The sequence below is a fragment of the Comamonas thiooxydans genome, assembly GCF_000964545.1.
Classification (GTDB): Bacteria; Pseudomonadota; Gammaproteobacteria; order Burkholderiales; family Burkholderiaceae_C; genus Comamonas; species Comamonas thiooxydans.
In genome coordinates this window covers 553,283-576,280 of the sequence record NZ_BBVD01000005.1, presented here as the reverse complement: position 1 = coordinate 576,280, position 22,998 = coordinate 553,283, and the positions used below count along the sequence as shown (strand labels likewise).

20 protein-coding genes are annotated in these 22,998 nt (G+C 62.0%); 14 read left to right on the top strand and 6 right to left on the bottom strand.

Features of this window, described 5'->3' with window-relative positions; genetic code table 11:
- Nucleotides 1-67: 67 nt before the first annotated feature.
- The 5 genes from plsY (at nt 68) to Cth01_RS10105 (ending at nt 6,117) form a co-directional block, all read left to right on the top strand.
- Entirely contained in the window at nt 68-754 is a 687-nt protein-coding gene (gene plsY / locus Cth01_RS10125; RefSeq protein ID WP_003063247.1) for a glycerol-3-phosphate 1-O-acyltransferase PlsY, read from the top strand.
- A gap of 83 nt (nt 755-837) precedes the next feature.
- Nucleotides 838-2,364, top strand: coding sequence for a DUF4178 domain-containing protein (locus tag Cth01_RS10120; protein WP_045839081.1), 1,527 nt, complete (start codon nt 838-840; stop codon nt 2,362-2,364).
- A 51-nt stretch (nt 2,365-2,415) separates the two neighbouring features.
- Nucleotides 2,416-2,634 carry a DUF350 domain-containing protein gene (locus Cth01_RS10115; protein WP_003063240.1) on the top strand — a complete coding sequence of 73 codons (219 nt, stop codon included), beginning with the start codon at nt 2,416-2,418 and terminating at the stop codon, nt 2,632-2,634.
- Nucleotides 2,635-2,830: 196 nt separating this feature from the next.
- Nucleotides 2,831-4,381 carry a polyamine aminopropyltransferase gene (locus tag Cth01_RS10110; protein WP_034383795.1) on the top strand — a complete coding sequence of 517 codons (1,551 nt, stop codon included), beginning with the start codon at nt 2,831-2,833 and terminating at the stop codon, nt 4,379-4,381.
- Nucleotides 4,381-6,117, top strand: a complete 1,737-nt coding sequence (locus Cth01_RS10105; RefSeq protein WP_045839080.1) for an FAD-dependent oxidoreductase — start codon at nt 4,381-4,383, stop codon at nt 6,115-6,117. The genes Cth01_RS10110 and Cth01_RS10105 overlap by 1 nt, the downstream gene beginning before the upstream one ends.
- A gap of 6 nt (nt 6,118-6,123) precedes the next feature.
- Here the strand turns inward: Cth01_RS10105 and Cth01_RS10100 are convergent, their stop codons facing one another.
- The 3 genes from Cth01_RS10100 to Cth01_RS10090 all read right to left on the bottom strand — a co-directional run bounded on the left by Cth01_RS10100 (nt 6,124) and on the right by Cth01_RS10090 (nt 8,382).
- Nucleotides 6,124-7,116, bottom strand: coding sequence for an HD-GYP domain-containing protein (locus Cth01_RS10100; protein ID WP_045839079.1), 993 nt, complete (start codon nt 7,114-7,116; stop codon nt 6,124-6,126).
- A gap of 15 nt (nt 7,117-7,131) precedes the next feature.
- Nucleotides 7,132-7,770 (bottom strand): retropepsin-like aspartic protease family protein, encoded by a 639-nt coding sequence (locus Cth01_RS10095; protein WP_034351847.1) that lies wholly within the window; start codon nt 7,768-7,770, stop codon nt 7,132-7,134.
- 126 nt (nt 7,771-7,896) lie between these two features.
- A complete protein-coding gene (locus Cth01_RS10090) occupies nt 7,897-8,382 on the bottom strand; it encodes a YajQ family cyclic di-GMP-binding protein (protein ID WP_003063225.1) in 486 nt (161 codons plus the stop codon).
- 103 nt (nt 8,383-8,485) lie between these two features.
- Here Cth01_RS10090 and murB point away from each other — a divergent pair, with 103 nt between their 5' ends.
- Complete coding sequence (gene murB, locus Cth01_RS10085) at nt 8,486-9,583, top strand: UDP-N-acetylmuramate dehydrogenase (RefSeq protein WP_045839078.1); 1,098 nt, start codon at nt 8,486-8,488, stop codon at nt 9,581-9,583.
- Nucleotides 9,584-9,642: 59 nt separating this feature from the next.
- Here the strand turns inward: murB and Cth01_RS10080 are convergent, their stop codons facing one another.
- Entirely contained in the window at nt 9,643-10,134 is a 492-nt protein-coding gene (locus tag Cth01_RS10080; protein ID WP_034351767.1) for a hypothetical protein, read from the bottom strand.
- A 262-nt stretch (nt 10,135-10,396) separates the two neighbouring features.
- Here Cth01_RS10080 and phaR point away from each other — a divergent pair, with 262 nt between their 5' ends.
- From phaR to Cth01_RS10055, 5 genes are all read left to right on the top strand, one after another.
- Nucleotides 10,397-10,942, top strand: coding sequence for a polyhydroxyalkanoate synthesis repressor PhaR (gene phaR, locus Cth01_RS10075; RefSeq protein ID WP_012837888.1), 546 nt, complete (start codon nt 10,397-10,399; stop codon nt 10,940-10,942).
- 215 nt (nt 10,943-11,157) lie between these two features.
- Entirely contained in the window at nt 11,158-12,540 is a 1,383-nt protein-coding gene (locus tag Cth01_RS10070; RefSeq protein ID WP_034351768.1) for a DUF1329 domain-containing protein, read from the top strand.
- 143 nt (nt 12,541-12,683) lie between these two features.
- Complete coding sequence (locus Cth01_RS10065; RefSeq protein WP_045839077.1) at nt 12,684-13,448, top strand: SDR family oxidoreductase; 765 nt, start codon at nt 12,684-12,686, stop codon at nt 13,446-13,448.
- A 149-nt stretch (nt 13,449-13,597) separates the two neighbouring features.
- Nucleotides 13,598-13,990 (top strand): VOC family protein, encoded by a 393-nt coding sequence (locus Cth01_RS10060; protein WP_034351770.1) that lies wholly within the window; start codon nt 13,598-13,600, stop codon nt 13,988-13,990.
- Nucleotides 13,991-14,325: 335 nt separating this feature from the next.
- Nucleotides 14,326-15,582, top strand: coding sequence for a tetratricopeptide repeat protein (locus Cth01_RS10055; protein ID WP_233425146.1), 1,257 nt, complete (start codon nt 14,326-14,328; stop codon nt 15,580-15,582).
- Between the two features lie 54 nt (nt 15,583-15,636).
- Here Cth01_RS10055 and Cth01_RS10050 read toward each other — a convergent pair whose 3' ends face one another.
- Both Cth01_RS10050 and Cth01_RS10045 read right to left on the bottom strand, forming a co-directional pair.
- Nucleotides 15,637-16,029 (bottom strand): VOC family protein, encoded by a 393-nt coding sequence (locus tag Cth01_RS10050; protein WP_012837892.1) that lies wholly within the window; start codon nt 16,027-16,029, stop codon nt 15,637-15,639.
- A 129-nt stretch (nt 16,030-16,158) separates the two neighbouring features.
- The gene (locus Cth01_RS10045) at nt 16,159-16,722 is read right to left on the bottom strand and encodes a TetR/AcrR family transcriptional regulator (RefSeq protein ID WP_003063204.1); all 564 of its coding nucleotides are present in this window, start codon (nt 16,720-16,722) and stop codon (nt 16,159-16,161) included.
- Between the two features lie 193 nt (nt 16,723-16,915).
- Between Cth01_RS10045 and Cth01_RS10040 the strand changes: the two genes are divergently transcribed.
- From Cth01_RS10040 to Cth01_RS10030, 3 genes are all read left to right on the top strand, one after another.
- On the top strand, nt 16,916-18,094 hold the full coding sequence (locus Cth01_RS10040) for an efflux RND transporter periplasmic adaptor subunit (protein WP_034407766.1): 1,179 nt from the start codon (nt 16,916-16,918) through the stop codon (nt 18,092-18,094).
- Nucleotides 18,095-18,158: 64 nt separating this feature from the next.
- On the top strand, nt 18,159-21,305 hold the full coding sequence (locus Cth01_RS10035) for a multidrug efflux RND transporter permease subunit (protein ID WP_034407768.1): 3,147 nt from the start codon (nt 18,159-18,161) through the stop codon (nt 21,303-21,305).
- Entirely contained in the window at nt 21,302-22,717 is a 1,416-nt protein-coding gene (locus Cth01_RS10030) for an efflux transporter outer membrane subunit (RefSeq protein ID WP_045839075.1), read from the top strand. Before Cth01_RS10035 ends, Cth01_RS10030 begins: the two co-directional genes overlap by 4 nt.
- Nucleotides 22,718-22,998: the final 281 nt, after the last annotated feature.

Below are 22,998 nucleotides of genomic sequence, written 5' to 3'. Positions count from 1 at the left end.
GACAACAATCGGTTCCGTCGACCTTGGTTGGCGGGCCTAAGGGCCAGTCTCTGGCCGAGGAATTCCTTTGAACGCCCTCTATCCCGTTATCGCCGTCATCGCGGCCTATCTGATTGGTTCGCTGTCCTTTGCCGTCATCGTCAGCCGCGTCATGGGCCTGAACGACCCGCGCACCTATGGCAGCGGCAACCCCGGGGCCACCAATGTGCTGCGCTCGGGCAGCAAGGCGGCAGCGGCTGTCACGCTGCTGCTGGATGCGCTCAAGGGCCTGGTGCCCGTGGTGCTGGTCAAAGCCTTCGGCGCGCAGTTCGGGCTGGGCGACAGCACGGTCGCGCTGGTCGGCCTGGCTGCTTTCCTGGGCCATCTGTACCCGGTGTTCTTTGGCTTCAAGGGGGGCAAGGGTGTGGCCACGGCGCTGGGCGTGCTGCTGGGCATCAGCGGCTGGCTGGGTCTGGCGACGGCGCTGACCTGGGTCATAGTGGCCGTGTTCTTCCGCTATTCCTCCCTGGCCGCGCTGGTGGCATCGGTGTTCGCGCCCGTGTATTACGTGCTGTGCAGCGGCATTGTCTGGGATGCGGAAACGCCCATCACTGCCGCGATTGTCGTGATGGCGATCCTGCTGGTCTGGCGTCATCGCGAAAACATTCAGCGCCTGATCGCCGGCAAGGAATCCAGGCTGGGACAGAAAAAGACCGATGGCTCCAAGCCTGCAGAGGGCGCTGCCCGCAAGAGCGGTAAGAGCAAGCATCGCTAGGACGCTCGCGAAAATAGTCCATCGGGGTCAGTCAGGCCCCATATATACAAGCGCAAGAAGCTCTTAATTCAATAGCAAAAAATATGGCTTCCAGCCCATCGCAGCGCGATTACAGCGCTCCCTGTCCTGGTTGTGGCGCGCCGGTCCACTTCGCCAGTGCGCAATCGAGTTTTGCCGTCTGCGAGTTTTGCCGCAGCACCGTGTTGCGCGATGGCGAGACGCTCAAGCGCATTGGCTCCATGGCCGAGGTGTTCGAGGACTACAGCCCGCTGCAGCTGGGTGCCTCGGGCATGGTCAAGCGCAACGGCAAGCCCGAGCCCTTCACCATCGTGGGCCGCGCCCAGTACAAAAGCGCGGCCGGCAATTGGTCGGAGTGGGTGGCTGCGCTCAGCAACGGCGAGCTGGCCTGGCTGAGCGAGGACAACGGCAGCTTTGTCTTTGCCGTGAACTGGCAGCCGCCGGGCTGGAACGTGAAAGAGTTCCAGCAGCGCGAATGGCGCATGGGCCGCGAGCTCAAGGCAGGCACGGAATCCTTTACCGTCACCAGCATTCAGGATGCGCAACTGATGGCGGCTCAGGGCGAGCTGCCCCAACTGCCCCAGCTCGGCAAGAGCTTCAAGCTGGTGGAGCTGCGCAGCGACAAGAACCAGATTCTCTCCATCGACTTCAGCGACAAGACACCGGCCTTCAGCCTGGGGGCAGCCGTGGCGCTGGAGGCTTTGCAGATGCAGGGTCTGCGCAGCAGCGCCCAGCAGAAAACCCAGGGCCGCCACTTCAACTGTCCCAAGTGCGGTGCCGTGGTGCCCGTGCGCTTCGACACCACCAAGGCCCTGAGCTGCCCCAGCTGTGGCAGCCTGATCGACATGTCCAAGGGCATGGGGGCGGAGCTGAGCTATGCCGAGCAGCGCAGAAAGGTCAAGCCTCTGATCCCGCTGGGCAGCGAAGGCACGCTGGATGGCCTGAAATGGCAGGTCGTGGGTTTTCAAAGGCGCAGCGGGCGTGGTCTGGGCGAGGATGAGGACGACAGCTTCACCTGGGACGAGTACCTGCTTTACAACAAGAAAGCGGGCTTTTCGTTCATCGTCGATTCGGAAGACGGCTGGAGCACGGCCCGCGTCATCACGGGTGCTCCCAAGCTCAGCAAGAACGGCGCCACTGCGACCTATCTGCAGCGCAAATACCAGCGCGACTACGCCTACCTGGCGGAGACGGAATATGCAGAGGGCGAGTTCTACTGGCCCGTCTTCAAGGGCGCCAAGTCCAGCAATGTGGACTTTGCCAATGGCGGCAAGCAGTCCACGCTGGCGCTGGAGACCGCCAATCAGGAAACGACCTGGACCCATGGCCAGCGCGTTTCGACTGAGACGGTGGCCAAGGCGTTCGGCACGGCCAAGCTCAAGGATCGCTCCCAGGTCAGTCCTCTGTCGGGCAGCGGCTTCAGCTGGGGCACGATTCTGTTCTGGTTGTTCCTGCTGCTGTTCATCCTGCCGTTCCTGCGTGCCTGCATGTCCAGTCCCAACTGCGACCCGCGCACAGATCCCAACTGCACGTACAGCCGCTCCAGCAGCGGCTCCTACGGTGGTTACACCTCTGGTGGCAGCCATAAATAAGCGTCGCTGCTCTCACAGGCCGGCCCCCTATCTCATTACAGGAGAGACATCATGAATTTCGACTGGTTCAGCGCCCAGAACTTCTTCGGCTCCATCATCTACGCCCTGGTGGGCGTGGTGGTGTTCTGGCTGTGCTTCATCATCATCGACAAGATCACGCCCGTGGACATGTGGGCCGAGATTGTGGAGAAGCACAACAAGGCACTGGCCATGGTGGTTGCGGCCATGTGCCTGGGGATCAGCATCATCGTCGCTGCGGCGATTCACTAAACACCCCCTGAGGCGCCCGCGCCTTCCCCCTCTCTCGCTACGCGGGAGGGGGACGACTGCATCGCTGCGCGGCGGCGCTTGCTGGCAGTCCCTCGTTTGCAGCGCGCCGGGTCTGAGCTTCAGAGTCCAATGGGAAGTGCTGATTCCTGAGGAGTGCAGGCCGATGGTGTGCTTAACTAGATAGAAAGTACCTTTGATGACTTCGATGGTGGCCGAGCAGGACAGCGCTGGCCTGGGGCCTAGGCCCATTGATGTGGCGCTGCTGGCCAGTGTGTTCGTGATTGCGGCCTGCGGTCTGCTCTATGAGCTGGCGGCAGGCGCGCTGGCATCCTATCTGCTCGGTGATTCGGTGCTGCAGTTCTCCACCATCATCGGCACCTATCTGTTTGCCATGGGCATAGGCTCGTGGCTGTCGCGCTATTTCGAAGATCAGCTGCCCGCGCATTTTCTGCGCGTGGAGCTGATGGTGGCGCTGGTCGGCGGTGCCTTGCCGGCCGTGCTGTTTCTGGCCAATGCCTATGCGCCGGGCGCGTTCCGCTTTCTGCTCTACGGCATGGTGATGGTGGTGGGCACCCTGGTGGGGCTGGAGATTCCGCTTGTCATGCGCATTCTCAAGCGCAATGCATCGCTCAAGGATCTGGTCTCCAAGGTGCTGACCTTCGACTATCTGGGAGCCTTGGCCGTGTCGCTGGCGTTTCCCATCGTGCTGGTGCCCAAGCTGGGGCTGGTGCGCACAGGTCTGCTGTTCGGCTTCATGAACGCGGCCATTGCCGTGTGGGCCCTGGTGCTGTTCAAGCATGAGCTGCGCAATCTGCGTGCCCATGCCTGGGCCTGTGCGCTGGTGCTGCTGGCCCTGGGCGGCGGCATCGCGGGCGCGGATCAGCTGACCCGGCTGGCCGACGACCATTTCTACCAGGACCGCATCGTGCTGAGCAGCAGCTCGCCCTACCAGCGCATCGTGGTGACACAGGGGCGCCAGGGCGCGCGGCTGTACCTGAACGGCAATCTGCAGTTTGCCCAGAGCGACGAGTACCGCTATCACGAAGCGCTGGTCCACCCCGCCATGGCCGCACATGGTGCACCGAGGAAGGTGGCGGTGCTGGGTGGTGGCGACGGCATGGCCGTGCGCGAGGTGCTCAAGTACCCTGGCGTGGAGTCCGTGGTGCTGGTGGAGCTGGACCCGGCGATGACCGGCCTGTTCAAGAGCAATGCCATGATGACGGCGCTCAATGGCAATGCACTCAACGATGCCCGCGTGAGCATCGTCAACACCGACGCCTTTCACTGGTTGCAGGAGACTGCAGACACCTTCGATGTGATCGTGGTGGACTTTCCCGATCCCACGAATTTCGCCATAGGCAAGCTGTTCACCAATAGTTTTTATTCGCTGCTGGACAAGCGTCTGGCGGCCAGCGGCTATGCCGTGATTCAAACCACCTCGCCGCTGATTGCGCGCCAGAGCTTCTGGACCGTGGTGCAGACCGTGGAGTCCGTGGGTCTGACGGCGAAGCCCTATCACGTGCATGTGCCCAGTTTTGGCGAATGGGGTTTTGTGCTGGCCAGCCACCGTCCCTGGCGCGAGCCCGAGGCTTTGCCCGCTGGCATGCGTTTTCTGACCCTGCCCACGCTGCGCCTGATGTTTGACTTCCCTCTCGATATGGCGCGCCTGCCGACCGAGGTGAATCGCCTGTCCAATCAGGTCCTGGTCAACACCTATGAGCGCGAGTGGGGCAAGGTGGAGCATTGATGCGGGCCGATCTGAAGCGGCGCGACTGGCTCGGGCTGGCGGCTGCCAGCGCTTTGGGCGCAGCTGGCCTGGCCGGCTGCAAGCAGCCAGCGCCCAGACTGGAGGACTTGCCTGGCGGCTTCAGCGGCGTGGCGCTGGAGCGTGGTCATGGCCTGCGCCCTTTCTGGCAGCGCCTGGCGCAGGGGCTGGAGCTGCCTGCACCTGCTGTGGTGCACCGAGCGCCGGTCGTGATTGCGGGCGGGGGCATGGCCGGGCTGGCGGCGGCACGCGCGCTGGAACTGGCTGGCGTGCAGGGCGCAGCCTTGCTCGATACCCAGGCCGCCATGGGAGGCAACAGCCAGGCCGGGCAAGTCAAGGGTATTGCCTGCCCCCTGGGTGCCCACTATCTGCCCGTTCCCGGCGACGATGCCCATGAGGTGCAGGACTGGCTCGAGGAACTGGGTGTGCGCCAGCGCTTCGCTGGCCGCTGGCGCTATGACGAGCGCTATCTCTGCCATAGCCCGCAGGAGCGCCTGTACTGGCAGGGCGGCTGGCATGAGGGACTGCTGCCCGTGCAGGGCGTGAGCCAGCGCACGCTGGAGCAATATGCGCTGTTTGAAAAGCAGGTCGAGGCAGCGTCTCGGGCCGCAGCCTTTGCCATGCCTTCCATCCGTGTCTGGCAGCGCGAAGCGGGTCTGCCTGCCTCTCATGCGGTGCTTGATGCACAGCGTTTCGACCAATGGCTGGCGGCGCAGGGCCTCGATGACGAGCGCCTGCTCTGGTATCTGGACTACAGCTGCCGGGATGATTTCGGTGCCGGTCTGAGCCGTGTCTCAGCTTGGGCGGGGATTCATTATTTCGCCAGCCGCCATGGTTTCCACGCGCCGCGTCCGCAGTCCGAGCACGAGAGCGAAGCGGATGGCGAGCAGGTGCTGACCTGGCCACAGGGCAATGGCTGGCTGGCGCAGCAACTGGCGGCGGGACTGAAAGCCACGCAGTTGCAGACCGATTGCAGCGTGCTTGCCGTCACCGAGGACGCGGGCGGCGTGCAGATCGAGGTTTATCACCATGGCCGCCAGCAGCATGAACGCTGGCTGGCGCGCCATTGCGTGGTGGCGCTGCCCAGCTTTGTTGCTGCAAGAGTGCTGCGCAATGCGCCCGATTTTCTGCGTGCCGTGGCGGCTCGCCTGGACTGGGCCCCCTGGCTGGTGGCGAACATCCATATCGACCGACCGTTGGCCGACTACCCCGGCGCCGAGCCCGCCTGGGACAATGTGCTGTATCGCGATGGCAATGCGGGCGGGCTGGGCTATGTGGATGCGGGCAATCAGCGACTGGACCGCATCCGCAGCCAGCCCACGGTGCTGAGCTACTACCAGGCGCTGGGCGACTGGGCCGATGGGCGCCGGCAATTGATGCAGCAGCCGTTTGCCTTCTGGCGCGAGCGCATTGTGAACACGCTGAGCGAGCCGCACCCAGACTTGCTGCAGCATGCCACACGCATGGAAATCACCCGCTATGGCCATGCCATGGCGATTCCGCGTCCTGGCGATCAGCGGATATTGAGTGAAATAGCCGTCAAGTTCAGTGCCAGCAAGCGCAATCTGCTATTGAATGGGGAGCGAGTGCAAGGCCTGCCCACGCCTGCGACGGCGCGGCTGAGCTTTGCGCATTCGGACTGGGCCGGCTACTCGGTACTGGAAGAGGCGTTCACGCGTGGCCACCATGCCGGCCTGATCGCTGCACAAGGCGTCTAGAAAGGGTCAGCGTCTGCTGCCCGGCAGCTTCACCATGCGGTACAGCTCCGCATTGCCGCGTGCACTGTGAATGCCCAGCTGTGCCATGGAGCGCAGGTCCAGATCCAGCGTCAGCGAGGAACGCGCCAGCGCGGAGGTGATGGCCGGCCTGCGCCCCTCCAGATGCCAGATGGGCGGGTACATGCTGTGGCCGTCACGGTCGATCACGCTGGCAATCTCGGGTTCTTCCAGACTTTTCCCGCGGCGCAGCACCACGGCCACTTCGCCATTGTCCAGCTGCACATAGGTGCCGGGCGGGTACAGGCCCACGACATCGATCAAGGCCTGCTTGACCTCATCGGCGTATTGGCCGCCCTGCTGCAGCACTTGCAGCGACTCGGTAGCCGAGCGGCCGCTACGGGTCTTGCGTGGGCTGATCAGGGCCGCATATCGGTCTACCGTGCCCAGAATGCGTACCAGACGCTCCAGCGGCTGCAACTGTGCCAGCGGCGCGGGCTGCAGCACCACGTGGTGGTATTGCACGGTGTCCAGCCAGAGTCGGTCACGCACCATGAGCCGCTCCAGCATCAGCCGCCCCTCTGTGGGGTGCTGCTTGACAGCTTCGGCCTGCTGGCTGCTCAGCGGTGTACGCTGCTCGGCCAGCTGATTCTGCAGCACGGTCATGCCGATGTTCATGGTCAGAGCGGCCTGGATCAGCGTGTCGCGCTCGGATTGAGGCAGGTCAAGCTCCTTGGCAAGGATATGGCACAGGCCCGCGCAGACCACGGCGTGAGACGGGCTATAGCCCACGGTTGTCGAGCTGGCACGTTGAAACATCAGATACAGCGCGGCATCACTGTCCTGCGTGATGAGGTCTTGCAGCCATAGATCAAGCTGGTGCAGCTTGATGGCAAAGCCGGGGATGCGCAGCGGCTCGGTCAGCAAAACCGCGAGTGCGGCCTCCAGATCCGACCATAGGCCCAGCAGGTCTTCATAGGGGTCGTCGTAGCGTGCGTGCATGGGCGAGAGGCGGGTTCAGTTCTTTTCCAGAACCATCTCATTGCCCTTGCGGGTCATCTGAAACCGGGTCAGCAGACTGTTGCCCAGCAGCACATAGGGCATGGACTGGGGGGCAACGACGGCCTCTATCCCGTAGACCTCCATCTCGCCCAGTCTGACGCTGTCGAGCTTGATGCGCCAGCCCTGGGCAGTGCCGTTGGCCGTGCGCATCAGGACGGGGGCACCCTGCTCGTAGGGCAGTCCCATGCGATCGGCATCGGCACGGCCTATGGCAATGGTGCTAGCGCCGGTGTCCACCATGTACTGCATGGTTTTCCCGTTGATATAGCCGCGATCCACAAAATGGCCGCGCGAGTCGGCGATCAGGACCAGCCGGCCCGAGCGCGCGGCGCCGCCAATGCCGCCCCGGCTGCCCACGCTGACCGGTGCTGCTCCCAGATGCACGGTCTGGCGCTGGCCCTTGATATCCACCACGGCGGAGTCGCCGCTGATCTGCAGCAGGCGCACCTCCTTGTGGCTTTCGTTGACGGCCAGCGCCTTGGGGGCACTGCCATCAATGACCAGCAAGGCCTTGCTGCCCAGCACGCCGGTCAGGGCTACGGACTGTCCAAAGGCACTGCTGGAGGCCACAGCGACTGAAAGCAAGAGCCCCATGCGACGCAGGCGAGAGGCGCGGGGCAAGGAGCTGAGCTGGCCGCGTCGCCCTGTGGCAAGGGCCTCGCCCCCCTCCCGCAAGGCGAGGGAAGGGGAAGCAGCGGAGCTGCGCAGGGGGGGCTTCATTCAATCGCGGAAGTTGTTGAACGACAGAGGGTGGTCGGCCAGATCCTTGCGGATCAATGCCATGGCCGCCTGCAGATCGTCACGCTTCGCTCCGGTGATGCGGACCTTCTCTTCCTGAATGGCAGCCTGCACCTTGAGCTTGCTTTCCTTCATCAGCTTCTGGATCTTCTTGGCCAGCTCGGACTCGATGCCGTTCTTGACCTTGATGAGCTGCTTGACCTTGTCGCCGCCAATCTTCTGTGCCTTCTGGATGTCCAGGAAGCGCACATCGACATTGCGCTTGGTCAGCTTGTTGCGCAGCAGGTCCTCGACTTGCTGCAGCTGGAACTCGGCATCGCCGTAAATGGTGATTTCCTTGTCCTTGAGTTCGACGGCGGCCGATGTGCCCTTGAAGTCGAAACGGGTGCCAATTTCCTTGGTGGCGTTGTCAACGGCGTTCTTCACTTCGACGAAATCGGCTTCGCAAACAGTGTCAAAAGAAGGCATGTGTAATTCCTATCAGTATCAGAGCAGTAAACAGCCACAGTGCGCCGGGCCGTGATGTGCTGCTTGCCAGCAGCAGAGCAGGCGCAGTGCGACAATTGGATGGATGTTAGTCGAGAAAAATGTTCCCCTGCAGCATTGCAACACCTTTGGCATTGCCGCGCGCGCCGAAACGCTGGTGCGCATTCGTAGCCAGGACGATATCCGTCAGTTTCTCGCCGACCCGCTATGGGGGCGGCAGCCTGTGTTCGTCCTTGGCGGTGGCAGCAATGTGGTGCTGACGGGCGACGTGGCCCCCGTGGTGCTCAAGATGGAAATCATGGGCATGCGGCTGCTGCGCGAAACCGACAGGCACTGGATTGTCGAGATCGGGGCGGGCGAGCGCTGGCATGACATGGTGGCATGGACGCTGGCCCAGGGCTATACAGGCCTTGAAAACATGGCCCTGATTCCAGGCACGGTAGGCGCGGCCCCGGTGCAGAACATCGGCGCTTACGGGATGGAGCTGCAGGATCGCTTCGACTCCCTGGACGCGATCGATCTGGTCACCGGCGAGCAGTTCAGTCTCAATGCCGCGCAATGTGCCTTCGGCTACCGTGACTCGGTGTTCAAACATGCACCGGCTCAGCCCAAGTACTGGCCCGTGACGGGCTCGACGGCTGTCCCGCGCGGCCTGGGTCTCAAAGGGCGGGCGGTGATCACCCAGGTGCGTCTGGCGCTGCCCAAGAGCTGGCAGCCGGATCTGGGCTATCTCGATCTGCAGCGCAAGCAGGCGGAAAAAGGCATAGAGCAGCCGACTGCACAGCAGATCTTTGAATGGGTCTGCGAGATTCGTCGTGCCAAGCTGCCGGACCCCGAAGTCATCGGCAATGCGGGCAGCTTCTTCAAGAATCCCACGGTGACGACCGAGCAATGCGCGGACATCATCGCGCGCGAGCCAAAGATTGTTCACTATCCCATGGATGACGGCTCCATCAAGCTGGCGGCCGGCTGGCTGATCGATGCCTGCGGCTGGAAAGGCAAGACCATGGGCCGCGCGGGCGTCTACGACAAGCAGGCGCTGGTGCTGGTCAATCGCGGAGATCGCCACAGCCTCGACGCCAGCGTGACCGGCGGCGAGGTGATGACGCTTGCAGGGGCAATTCAGACCAGTGTCTACGAACGTTTTGGCATTCGCCTGGAGCCCGAGCCGGTGGTGATCTGACTTTGTCGGTACCAACAAAAAATGGAGCCAGGAGGCTCCATTTTTGGTGGTGAAAGCACTTATTTCCAGAAGGCCGGGCGCAGCAAGATACCGGAGATGCGGTAAGGGGCCTTGGGCTCGACCGCCAGTTCCATGGGCACAAAGCCCTTGGTGCAGCTCAGCAGCACGCTGGTGGCCAGAGGTGTGGAGCTTTCCATGCGGCCAACCGCCTGGCAGCTGCCGACGCCGGTGCGCACGGAGTCCAGGGCTTTCTGGACGGTGTCGATGGGGGAGTTCTTGAGGAACTCCTCGTTGAAATTGTTGGCAGCCAGCTTGGACTTGCCGTCCATGGCTGCGACAACTGCCTGTAGGCGCTTGCGCAATGCGGCGTCTGCGGCAGCGGCATCCACATTGGCAGGGGCTGCCTGAGCTGCGGGTGCTGCCTGCGGCGCAGCGGGCTTGGCGGCATCGGCCGCAGCAGCATCGGGCTGGGCCTGTGCTGCAGTCATGAAGCCGGCGGCAGCCAGCAGGGCGGTCAGACAAACAGCATTGCGTGTTTTGGTGGTAATCATCCGTTGAGCCTTTCGTCAAACAACGAGAGGCACTGTAAACCTTCTGCAAGCTTGATTTCGATAGACGGCAAACTGTTTTTTGTGAATAAATGGCAAAGACCTGATGCTGGCTGTGACGGTGGTGCGACTTTGTTGCAACACGGACAAGCAGGGTTGTCAGGGTTACTGCTTGCCGATGCGGCTTGTGCACTGCCTAAAATCTGTTGCACTGCAATAGCTCAATTGACGACGGGGCCGACCCCCAGAACATAAAGGACTTGCGATGCAAGAAAGCAAAGAGGGCAAAGAGGGTGATGTCCAGGTGGGGAGCCAGCGAATCATCAAGAAGTATCCCAATCGCCGCCTCTACGACACCAATACCTCTTCATACATCACTCTGGCCGAGGTCAAGCAACTGGTCATGGATAGCGAGCCGGTGGTCATCAGGGATGCCAAGACCAATGAAGACCTGACGCGTTCCATCCTGCTGCAGATCATTCTGGAAGAAGAAGCGGGCGGGGCTCCCATGTTCTCCGAGGCAATGCTGGCCAACATCATTCGCTTCTACGGTCATGCCATGCAGGGCTTCATGGGGAGCTACATCGAAAAGAACGTGCAGATGTTCACGGACTTCCAAAGCAAGCTTGCGGGCCAGTCCCAGGGCATGAATCCCGAGGCCTGGAAGCAGTTCATGAGCATGCAGCCTCAAGCCATGCAGGGTTTGATGGGCAGCTATATGGAGCAGTCCCAGAACATGTTCACGCAGATGCAGGAGCAGATGCAAAAGCAGACGGAGCAGATGCTGGGTGTGTTCGGCATCAAGCGCTGAACGAAAACTGCTTTTCCCGAGCGGGCCAATGGCCCGCTTTTTTGTGTCTGTTGCTGGCGTCTGCCTGCGCTAGTCCTAATTGACGATGTTTGCGATTGTCGCCGGTCGAACAATGATTTCGTTGCTTCCGAATCGCGAGTGGGCAAGGAAGAAGAACGATAAGAGAAGTTCAATGACAGGTAGATGCATGGCGGATGCATCCAAGGAGACTAGGCATGAAGTTAGGAGAGGGACCCCGTTTGCTGGCGGTCTTGGCTGCAGGTGTATTGTTTGTGGGGGGGGCTTGGGCCAAGGCGACGCCCGATGAGCTGGCCAGGCTGGGCAAGTCGTTGACCTGCACGGGAGGAGAAAAAGCGGGTACAGCCAGTGGTGTACCCGAGTTCACGGGCAAATGGCTGGGTACGCCGCCTGGCATTCAATACAACCCGCATGCTGGCCAGCACCCGGTGGACCCCTATGCCGGTGAAAAGCCGTTGCTCACCATCACGGCTGAGAATCTGGCGCAGTATGGCGAGCGCCTGAGCGAGGGGCAGAAGGCCATGTTTGCCAAATACCCCAAGACCTATCGCATTCCGGTCTATCAGGGCCACCGTGACTTTCGCTTCTCGGATGCCGTCTGCGCGGCGGCCAGAAAGAATGCCCAGGATGCCGTGATGAACGCAGACGGTCAGGGCACAACGGGCGCGGTCAAGGGGGCGCTGCCCTTCCCGTTCCCCAGAAATGGACTTGAGCTGGCCTTCAACAATCTGCTGCCTTCGCGTGCTTTCACCGAACACACGCTGCGTGATAACGCCAATGTGTTGGCCGATGGCAGCATCGTCTGGGGTCGTGCCGACAATCGCGCTTTCAGTCAGATCAACGACCCGGCCAACGCAGGACAGCCACTGGGCAGTCCCATGTCCCAGGGCATGAATGCGGTCAAGTTGCCCGAACGCGAGAAAGGCGGCGTCAGCGTGGTTTCCGAGCCGGTTGAGTTTGGCAAGGAAAAGCGCCTGGGCTGGAGCTATGACCCCGGCACACGTCGTGTGCGCCAGATTCCCGAGTACGGTTTTGACCAGCCATTGTCGGGCACCGGTGGCAAGCTGACGATTGACTCCGATCGCCTGTTCAACGGCTCGCCCGAGCGCTACAACTGGAAGTCGCTGGGCAAGAAGGAAGTCTATGTGCCGGCCAATGCCTACAAGATTCACGGCAGCAACGTGAAGTATGCCGATCTGCTCAAACCTGGTCATGAAAACCCCGACTACATGCGCTACGAGCTGCGCCGGGTCTGGGTGCTTGAGGCTTCGCTCAAGGATGGCTACCGCCACATGTTCGGCAAGCGCGTGCTGTTCCTCGATGAAGATACCGGGCAGGCACTGATGAGCGATTACTACGATGCACGCGGCCAGCTGTGGCTGCAGGCGGTGGTCAATCATTACTACGCCTTCGACGCAAGGATCTGGCATGCGGGCACCAGCTTCTATCACGACCTGAACTCTGGCGGCTATGTGGCCTACAACCTGTTCCAGGAGCGCCCCCAGGGTCCCGTCTTGAACAAGGGCAATATGACTGCAGCCATGTTTACGCCCGAAGCAGCGCGTAACGCAGGCAACTAAAAATGAATCCGGCAAACAGCTTGTGGCGTAGTTTGTGTGGCTGCGGGCTTTTGCCATTCAAGTCAGGAGGCGCTTGCGCCTCCTTTTTTATGTGGCAGTAACAATGCCCTGCTCAGGGCTTGGAAAAACAAGAGGAGACGTAGATGACAAATCGTTTGCAGGGCAAGGTGGCGCTGGTCACTGGTGGTGCCAGCGGTGTGGGTCTGGAGGTGGTGAAGCTGCTTCTTGGTGAAGGCGCCAAGGTCGCATTCAGCGATATCAATGAAACGGCGGGGCAGCAACTGGCGGCTGAATTGGGCGAAGGCTCCATGTTTGTTCGCCATGACGTGAGCAGCGAGACGGACTGGACGCTTGTGATGGCGGCGGTGCAGCAACGTCTTGGCAGGCTCGATGTACTGGTCAACAATGCCGGCATCCTGCTGCCTGGTGATATGGAAACAGGGCGTCTGGAGGATTTCAGCCGCCTGCTCAAGATCAACACCGAGTCGGTCTTCATCGGTTGCCAGCAGGGCATTGCGGCGATGAAGCAGGCCGGTGGCTCCATCATCAATATGGCTTCGGTATCCAGCTGGCTGCCCGTGGAGCAATATGCCGGCTACAGCGCCAGCAAGGCTGCAGTGTCCGCGCTGACGCGCGCCGCTGCTCTGAACTGTCGCAAGCAAGGCTATGCGATTCGCGTCAACTCCATTCATCCCGATGGCATTTATACGCCCATGATGCAGGCTTCGCTGCCAAAGGGCGTGAGCAAGGAAATGGTCTTGCACGACCCCAAACTCAACCGCGCCGGCCGCGCCTATATGCCCGAGCGCATCGCGCAACTGGTGCTGTTCCTGGCCAGCGACGAGTCCAGTGTCATGAGCGGTAGCGAGCTGCATGCCGATAACTCGATTCTGGGCATGGGGCTATAGATGAGAGCTTGAATCTGACCGTTCCCCGGAAGGCCTTGAAGCGTTTCAAGGCCTTTGCCGTTTTTGCTGAGTAGGATGATGCAGGCAATGGTCTTGAGCGGTAAAGATGCGACCGTTCAAATTCGGTTGGGTTTTGAGAGGATGCCTTCATGAAATTGGGTTACACAATCATCTACGTCCCGGATGTCTCGGCATCGCTGGAATTCTTTAGCCGGGCATTCGGCATACAACAGCGTTTTCTGCATGAATCCGGAACCTACGGCGAGCTCGAGACAGGGCAGACCACGCTGGCATTTGCCGCCCATGAACTGGGCGCGTTGAATTTTCCGGGAGGCCATGTCGAAGCGCACAGCTCTGCCAAGCCATTGGGATTTGAAATCGCGCTGGTCACGGAGGAGATCGTGCAGGCCCATCGGAATGCGCTGAGCGCCGGCGCCATCGAGATGGCCGCTCCGACGGCCAAGCCCTGGGGTCAGATGGTGTCTTATCTGCGTTGCCCCGACGGCTGCGTAGTGGAGCTTTGCACGCCCATGGCTGCCTGAGCCAAAGAGGTTCTTGGCCGTTGCCGGTGCTCAGCCCCAGCCCCAGCCCCAGCCCCAGCCCCAGCCGCAGCGAGCCGGGGACCAGGAAAGATTTTGCGGGCCACCTGGCGGTCTAGTGCCTGCAGTCAAGCATGAGCTGCATTGGCAGCCGTCTCCGTGTTGAGGTGGGGAAGTATGGTTTTGATAGCTGCCAACGCTTTATGGGCAAGGTATTGCTTCTATATACTCCCCTTTTTTTGTGAACAGGGGAAGCAATGCTTGCGCGATGGTCTGGTGCTTTGGTTCTGTCGGCTTGGCTGTCAGTTTGGGGTTGTGCGCAGGCTCAGCCCAGCGAAATGGTCAATGCCGCGAAGACAGGAGATGTCGCGGCACAGTACGAGTTGGGAAAAGCCTATCTTTACGGCAAGGGCGTGGAAAAGAATGCCGACGATGCCTTGCGCTGGCTGCGGCTGGCCGCCGATCAGCAGCATGCGCCGTCCCAGTATCTGCTGGGTCTGGTCTATGTGCTGGGTGCCGAAGGTGTGAAAAAGGATCCTGAGGCAGGCCTGGCACACATTCATCAGGCTGCAAACGCCGGAAATCTCGATGCGCAGAACCTGCTGGGAACTATTTATCTAAAAGGCGAAGCGGTTGAGAAGGATGCCGCAACAGGTGTCGCATGGCTGGAGCGCGCCGCGCAACAGGGCTCTGCAACGGCACAAAATAGCCTGGGCTTTGTCTACCGCAAAGGCGAGTTGCTTGCCCAGGATTTGCAGGCCTCGTTTCGCTGGTATCTGAAGGCGGCCCAGCAAGCCGATGTGCTTGCGCAGTTCACCGTGGCCGAGATGTACTACCTTGGCGAAGGCGTGGAGAAGAATCGTGCCGAAGCTGCGAAATGGCTGACCCCGCTGGCAGACAAAGGCGTGCAGAAGGCCCAATTGCTGCTGGGAAAGATTTGCTTCGAAGGCCAGGGTGTGGCCCCCGACTACAAGCGGGCCGTGCTGCTGCTGCACGCTGTTGCCATCCGCGGCTCGGGCGAGGCTTACTATGAACTGGGCCGTCTGTTCGAGCAGGGCGAGGGCGAGTATCGCAACGAAAAAGAAGCGATCGCCTATTACACCCAGGCGCTGAAGTACCAGCATGCAGCGGCGGCGCAGCGGCTGGAGCAGCTCTCCGCTTCGTCGCCCAAGTCCGCGGAGTCTGCGCAGTCCATGGAATACATGGAGAACCTGAACTCGGCTCTCAAGGGCAATGTTCTGGCCCAGTACAACGTCGGTGTCTTTCAATATTTGGGCAAGGGCTTTGCGCAACCCAACTACACCGAGGCCGCCAAGTGGTTCACCATGGCAGCCAATCAAGGCTATGCCAAGGCCCAGTACAACCTGGGCACCTTGTACGAGAACGGCGAGGGTGTGGGCAAGAGCCTGCCTCAGGCGCTCAAGTGGTACCGTCTGGCCGCCGAGCAGCAGGATGCCCCGGCCCAGTACGCGCTGGGAACTTTGTACCGGGACGGTCTGGGTGTGAAGAAGAATGCCAAGCAGGCTCGTGAGTGGTTGCAGCGCGCCGCAGAGCAAGGCCATGCACCGGCAAAAAAGGCTTTGGCACAGCTCTGAACTGACAAGCGGGGGGCCGTTTTCAGAGGCCCCGGCTTGCCAGCGCGAGGGCGGCTAGGCCGGCTCCGAGATCTCGATCAGGTTCAGGTCGGGGTCACGCACATAGATGGAGCGGATTTTCGATGTGGCACCGGTGCGCATCACAGGGCCTTCGGCGATGGGAACCGACAACTGCTGCAGACGCGCGATGACCTCGTCCAGCGGCACCGAGGCCAGAAAGCACAGATCAAGGGCACCGGGCACAGGCGTGTGGGCCTTGGGTTCGAACTCGCGCCCTTTCACATGCAGATTGATCTTCTGCCGGCCGAACACAAAGGCCTTGCGCTCCACGGGCGGGGTGCCGCCGATGAAGGATTCCAGCCGCATGCCGAGGACTTCGGTGTAAAAGCGTATGCATTGGGCTTCGTTGGCCGTGGTGAGAACCAGGTGGTCGAGGTGACTGATCATGACAAGGCTACTCTCTGGTTGTGAAAACGAGTGTGAAGGCACGCGAACTCGCGTTGCAGGGGAACGGCATGACCATGGTGCAGTTGCAGGCAGGTATTGCCGCTAAGGCTGCAGTCCGGGTCGATTCTGTCAGGCTGTCGCCGTCCCATCCTGGCGCATGACTCCCTGCAAAAACGCCTGCTCGGCAAGCTGTGCCAGCGGGGCGCGCGGGATGCGACCGCGGCGCTCTCCATCGATGAGCGCGATCACGGTACCCAGCCACAGCTCGGTCAGCGTTGCGGCGCTGAAATCGATGCGGAACACGCCTTCCTGTTGGCCGCGCAGGAAAAAAGCGTCGACCTTGGGTTCCCAGATCGCATTTTCCTCCATGGGTTTTTCGACTTCATTCCAGTAATAGGTCAGGAACAGCGTGAATTCGCGGTGTTCAAGATGCTTGGCATTGAGGCGCTTGAGGGCCTCGAGCACCGGGCCTTCCTCGATGCGGGCTTCGTCCAGCGCATCGTCCAGCGTGCGCAGGCTTTGCTCCAGCAGGCGCTTGATCAGCAGATCGCGCGTGGGGCAGAAGCGATAGAGCGTGGCCTTGCTGATGCCTATGGCCTTGGCCAGTTCTTGCAGCGTGGCGCGCGGGTGGTTGACCAGGGCCAGGGCCAATGGGGGGAGGATTGCTGTGTTGTCGTGGGGGGCGGTCGTCATTCGTGGCTCCGGTTGGGGCGGATACGGATGAACCTATTTTGATTCAAGCGGCGGGCCTAAAAGCTTGGGATAGCAACTTTACTTGGTATCAAAATGCCATGAATCAATATAGGTATTAATGAATCAAATTTGATTCAAAAAATATTTTCATGCATCATGCGCTTCTTTCAAGATTTGACAAGACTCAAAAGCCATGAAGAAGAAAAGCCAGAATGTGCGTGCCTGGTCGGCCCTGGCCGCATTGGCAGCCGCAATGATGTTGGCCGGCTGCATCAAGTCGGAAGCGGGCGGACCGTCTCAGGAATTGCCGCTGGTGGATGTGGTGACCGTCAAGCCCAGGGCGCTGAGCCTCAGCGCTGAGCTGCCCGGGCGCATCGAGCCCGTACGTGTGGCGGAGGTGCGTGCGCGGGTGCCAGGTATCGTGCTGAGCCGCAACTTCAAAGAAGGTGCCGATGTGAAGGCCGGAGAGGTGCTGTTCAACATCGACCCAGCACCGCTGCGCGCGGCGCTGTCGCGGGCCCGGGGCGAATTGGCGCGAGCCGAGGCCGCGCTCTCCGATGCTCAGTCCGTGGTGCGTCGTTACGAGCCGCTGGTGAAACAGGAAGCCGTGAGTCGCCAGGATTTCGACAGCGCCAAGGCTGCGCTGCACAGCGCCTTGGCCACGCGTCAATCGGCCCAGGCCGAAGTAGAGGCGGCACGCCTGAACCTGGACTATGCGACGGTGAGGGCCCCGATTGCGGGCCGCATCGGCCGTGCGCTGGTGACGGAAGGCGCCCTGGTCGGCCAGGGGGAGGCCACACCGATGGCAGTGATACAGCAGCTTGACCCCATTTATGCCGATTTCCGTCAGACCGCAGCGCTGGCCACGCGCTTGCGTTCACAGCAACAGGGAGAGCAGTCGCAGAAGAGTGCTCCAGTGACGCTGGTGGCGGACGGTCTGGACGAAAAGCGCCAGGGACGCATGCTGTTTTCGGATGTGACGGTGGATCGCGGCACCGGCCAGCTTGCACTGCGCGGTGAATTCCCCAACAAGGATGGCTTGCTGCTGCCCGGCATGTATGTGCGCGTGACCATGGGTCTGGGCGAGGATCCCGCGGCCATTCTCGTGCCTCAGCGCTCGGTGCAGCGCGGCGCCGACGGACTGGCCCATGTGCTGGTGCTCGACGAGAACGACATTGTGCAATCCCAGAAGGTGAGCACCGGTGCCATGTACGGCTCCGACTGGCATATCACCGAGGGTCTCAAGGAAAACGCCCGAGTGCTGGTCGGAGGCCTTGCGGCAGCCGTGCCCGGCACCAAGGTGCAGATCAGAGCTGCCGCTGCAAATCTCGCTGACGCTGTCAAAGATGCGGAAGTCACGGAAAAGAAATGAGCACTATGCGCTGGTCCTGCAAGCGCTGAATGCCAAGAAGACAAGCCTTATTCAAGGATAGACAATGTCCCGGTTTTTTATTGATCGCCCCAAGCTGGCCTGGGTGGTCGCGATCTTCATCCTGCTAGCCGGCCTGCTGGCGATCCCGGCCTTGCCCGTGGCGCAGTTTCCCAACGTGGCTCCGCCGCAGATCTCCATCTCTGCAACCTATCCGGGGGCATCGGCCACCACGGTGATGGAGTCGGTGACCAGTGTCATCGAGGAGGAGCTCAACGGCACCAAGGGTCTGCTGTACTTCGACTCGTCCAGCGGCGCCACGGGCCTGGCCGAGATCACGGCCACCTTCGCGCCGGGCACCGATCCCGCACTGGCCCAGGTCGAGGTGCAGAACCGCATCAAGAAGGCCGAGGCCAGACTGCCCGCATCGGTGATGCAGATGGGTCTGCAGGTCGAGCAGGCCAGCGCCAATTTCCTGATGATCTATTCGCTGACCTACAAGGGTGACGACAGCGGCAAGAACGAGGTCCGCCTCTCCGACTATGCGGTGCGCAACATCAATAACGAGATCCGCCGCGTGCCCGGGGTGGGCAAGGTGCAGTACTTCGGCGCCGATGTCGCCATGCGGGTCTGGGTCGATCCGCAGAAGCTGCTGGGTTACGGCCTGTCGGTGGCGGACGTGAATGCGGCCATTGCCGCGCAGAACGCCCAGGTGCCGGCAGGCAGCTTCGGCAGCCAGCCCGGATCGTCCGAGCAGGAGCTCAGCGCCACGATTGCCGTCAAGGGCACGCTGAGTTCGCCCGAGGAGTTCGGCCAGATCGTGTTGCAGGCCAGGGCCGATGGCTCGGCCGTGCACCTGGCCGATGTGGCGCGTCTCGAAGTCGGCCAGCTCGACTACAGCTTTGCCTCGCGCGAGGACGGCCACAAAGGAGTGGCGGCCGCCGTGCAACTGGCACCTGGTGCCAATGCTATGCAGACCGCCAAGGCGGTCAAGGCGAGGCTAGCCGAGCTGTCGCAGAACTTCCCCGACGATATTCAGTACGCCGTGCCCTACGACACCTCGCGCTTTGTCGAAGTCGCCATCGGCAAGGTGATCCAGACCCTGGTCGAGGCCGTGGTGCTGGTGTTTCTGGTGATGTGGCTGTTTCTGCAGAACCTGCGCTATACGCTGATTCCCACCATCGTGGTCCCGGTGTGTCTGGCCGGTACCCTGGCCGTGATGTATGCGCTGGGCTTCTCGGTCAATATGATGACCATGTTCGGCATGGTGCTGGCCATCGGCATTCTGGTCGACGATGCCATCGTGGTGGTGGAGAACGTGGAGCGCCTCATGGCCGAGGAGGGGCTCTCGCCGCTAGCCGCCACGGTGAAGGCCATGCAGCAGGTCTCGGGGGCCATCGTCGGCATCACGCTGGTGCTGGTGGCCGTGTTCCTGCCTCTGGCCTTCATGAGCGGCTCGGTGGGCGTGATCTACCGCCAGTTCTCGCTGTCGCTGGCGGTCTCCATCCTGTTTTCGGGCCTGCTGGCGCTGACTTTCACGCCGGCGCTGTGCGCCACGCTGCTCAAGCCTGTTGCTGAGGATCACCACAAGGAGAAGAAAGGCCTCTTCGGCTGGTTCAACCGCCACTTTGCCAAGCTGACCGAGCGCTTTTCGCTGCTCAACCAGCGTCTGGTCAGGCGCACAGGCCGCTATATGCTGATCTATGCGGCCATCGTGGGCGGGCTGGGCTTTGCCTATACGCGCATGCCCGAGTCCTTTGTGCCTTATGAAGACATGGGCTACTACATCGTCAGCGTGCAACTGCCTCCTGGTGCAACCGAAGCACGTACCGAGGCCGTGGTGCGCGACATGGAAGCCTATGTGCAAAGCCGCCCCGCCACGGCCCAGGCCGAGTTCCTGATGGGCTACAGCTTCTCGGGCATGGGGCAGAACGCGGCCATGGCCTTCGTCACGCTCAAGGACTGGTCCTTGCGCGGCAAGGGCCAGGCGTCGTGGGACGAGGTCCAGGCCTTCAATCAGCGCTTCGGCAGTCTGTCCGATGGTGCGGCCATGGCGGTGGACCCGCCACCCATCGACGGCCTGGGCAATTCCGGCGGCTTTGCGCTGCGTCTGCAGGACCGCTCCAATCTGGGCCGCGAGGCCCTGGTTGCCGCGCGCGACGAGCTGCTGAAGAAGGCCAATGCCTCGCCGGTGATCGCCTACGCAATGATGGAGAACCTGGAAGACGCGCCGCAGCTGCGTCTGGACATAGACCGGCGCAAGGCCCAGGCCCAGGGCGTGAGCTTCGCGAGCATCAGCGCCGTGCTGTCCACGGCCTATGGCTCGGCCGTGATCAACGAATTTCCGAATGCCGGGCGCCTGCAGCGTGTGGTAGTGCAGGCCGACACGGCCGCGCGCATGACGCCTGAAGCCCTGCTGCGCCTGTATGTGCCCAATGCCCAGGGCGAGCAGGTGCCGCTGGCCTCGTTTGCCAGCGTGGAGTGGGAGCAGGGGCCGGTGCAGATCTCGCGCTACAACGGCTATCCGGCCTTCCGTATCGCGGGCGACGCCAAGCCCGGCCACACCACGGGTGAGGCCATGGCCGAGCTCGAACGCATCCTGGGCGAAATGCCGCGCGGCATAGGCTACGAGTGGACGGCGCTGTCCTATCAGGAAAAGGCTGCTGGCGCACAGGCTCCCAAGCTGTTCGCTCTGGCCATCGTGGTAGTGTTCCTGCTGCTCGTGGCCCTGTACGAAAGCTGGAGCATTCCCGCAGCCGTGATGCTGATCGTGCCCATAGGTGCGCTGGGCTCGGTGCTGGCCACCTCGGCGCTGGGTCTCTCGAATGACGTGTATTTCAAGGTCGGCCTGATCACCATCATCGGCCTGGCGGCCAAGAACGCCATCCTGATCGTGGAGTTCGCCAAGGACCTGCACGAGCGCGGCCATTCGCTGGCGGAAGCGGCATTGCAGGCAGCCCGTTTGCGCTTCCGACCCATCGTGATGACTTCGCTGGCCTTCATCCTTGGGGTGGTGCCGCTGGCACTGGCCACCGGGGCGGGTGCCTCCAGCCAGGCCGCAATCGGCGTCGGCGTGATCGGCGGCATGCTCAGCGCCACCTTGCTGGGCGTGCTGTTCGTGCCCATCTTCTTTGTCTTTGTGCTCTCGCTGCGGCGCAAGCGCCGCGCAGTGCCGGAGGAAAAAAACACAGACTCCGAAGGAGAAACCGCATGAACGGGCGAAACACCATGCGTACCGCGGCGCTGACGCTGATTGCCGCGATGCTTGCCGGCTGCTCTTTTGCACCGATCTATGAAAGGCCTGCTGCGCCCATTCCCGGCAGCTGGAGCGCGGCATCATCGGCCTCGGCTGCATCGATGCAGAGCTTGCGCTGGAAGGATTTCGTGATCGATGAGCGCCTGCGCTCGCGTATCGAAACGGCGCTGGCCAACAACCGCGATCTGCGTCAGACACTGCTCAATGTTCAGACCGCACGCGCGGCCTATCGCGTGCAGCGTGCGGACCAACTGCCCGGTCTGGAAGCACAGGCCGGCGGCAACCGCCAGCGTCTGCCTGCCGACCTGAGCGGCACGGGAGCGGCCAGGGTGCAGAGCAACTATCAGGCTGGCGTCGGGCTGATGGCTTTCGAGCTTGATCTCTTCGGCCGCGTGAGCTCGCTGTCCGAGGCTGCGCTGATGGAATACCTGGCCACCGAAGAGGCCGCGCGCAGCGTGCAGATCAGTCTGGTAGCCGAAGTGATCCAGGCCTCGCTGGCGCAGGACAGCGCGCGGCAGCGCCAGGCCCTGGCGCTGCGCACCTTGCAGGCGCGCGAGAAGGAATCGCAGCTGATGAGCGAGCGCAGAAAGACCGGCACGGCAAGCCGCCTTGACGAGCAGGAGGCGCAAGGACAGCTCGAGCTGGCGCGCGCCGAAGTCGAGCGCTTCGAGCGCGAGCTGCGCCAGGCCGGCAATGCTCTGGACTGGCTGGTGGGTGATGGCAGGGTCCAGCCGGCAGCAGATCTGAGCGCCACGCCCCTGGTGCAGGAGATAGGCCCGGGTCTGCCCTCAGATCTGCTGGTGCTGCGCCCCGATATCCGCGCCGCCGAATATCAGCTGCGCTCACGCAATGCAAGCATTGGCGCGGCGCGGGCTGCATTCTTTCCACGCATCTCGCTCACGGGCTCCTATGGCTCGGCCAGTGCAGAGCTTGGCGATCTGTTTGCCGGCGGTCAGCGCTCCTGGTCCTTCATGCCGCAGCTGAGCCTGCCGATTTTTGATGGCGGGCGCAATCGCGCCAATCTGGAAATCGCGCAGCTGCGCAAGGACATGGCGATAGCCAGCTACGAGCGCAGCATCCAGACGGCGTTCCGTGAGGTCAGCGATGCGCTGGCCTCCGTGGAGACGCTGAGGCGCGAGGAGCTTGCGCGCCAGCGCCTGGTGCAGACCAGCGCGAATACGCTCAAGCTGGCCGAGCTGCGCTATCGCGCGGGGGTGGACAGTCATCTGCGTTATCTGGATGCGCAGCGCACGGACTATGCGCAGCAGATGGCGCTGATCGAGGTCAGCGCGCAGCGGCAGATGGCCCTGGCCACGCTGTTCAAGGCCTTGGGCGGCGGCTGGCAGGCCAGTCCTGGCGCCCAGGGTTGAGTGCGCCTAACCCGTTCGCTGCATGAGAAGAGCGTTGGTGTGGCCTATGAAGCCGCTCCAACGCTCATGAGACTCAGCCAGATTGGACGGATGGCCGAGTCTTGCTTGGCCTCTGAAATCAAGGAACCGAGCCGGTCGTCGAAAGCCGTGCGGTTTGCAGGGTGCCGGTGAATTTGTTGGCGATGAGGGGATGGCCGGCAGGCGAAGCACAGGCCGAGCCGAAATTCCCCAAAAACCACATCTATTTCATTTTTGACTCTGATCGATAATAATTCTCATTA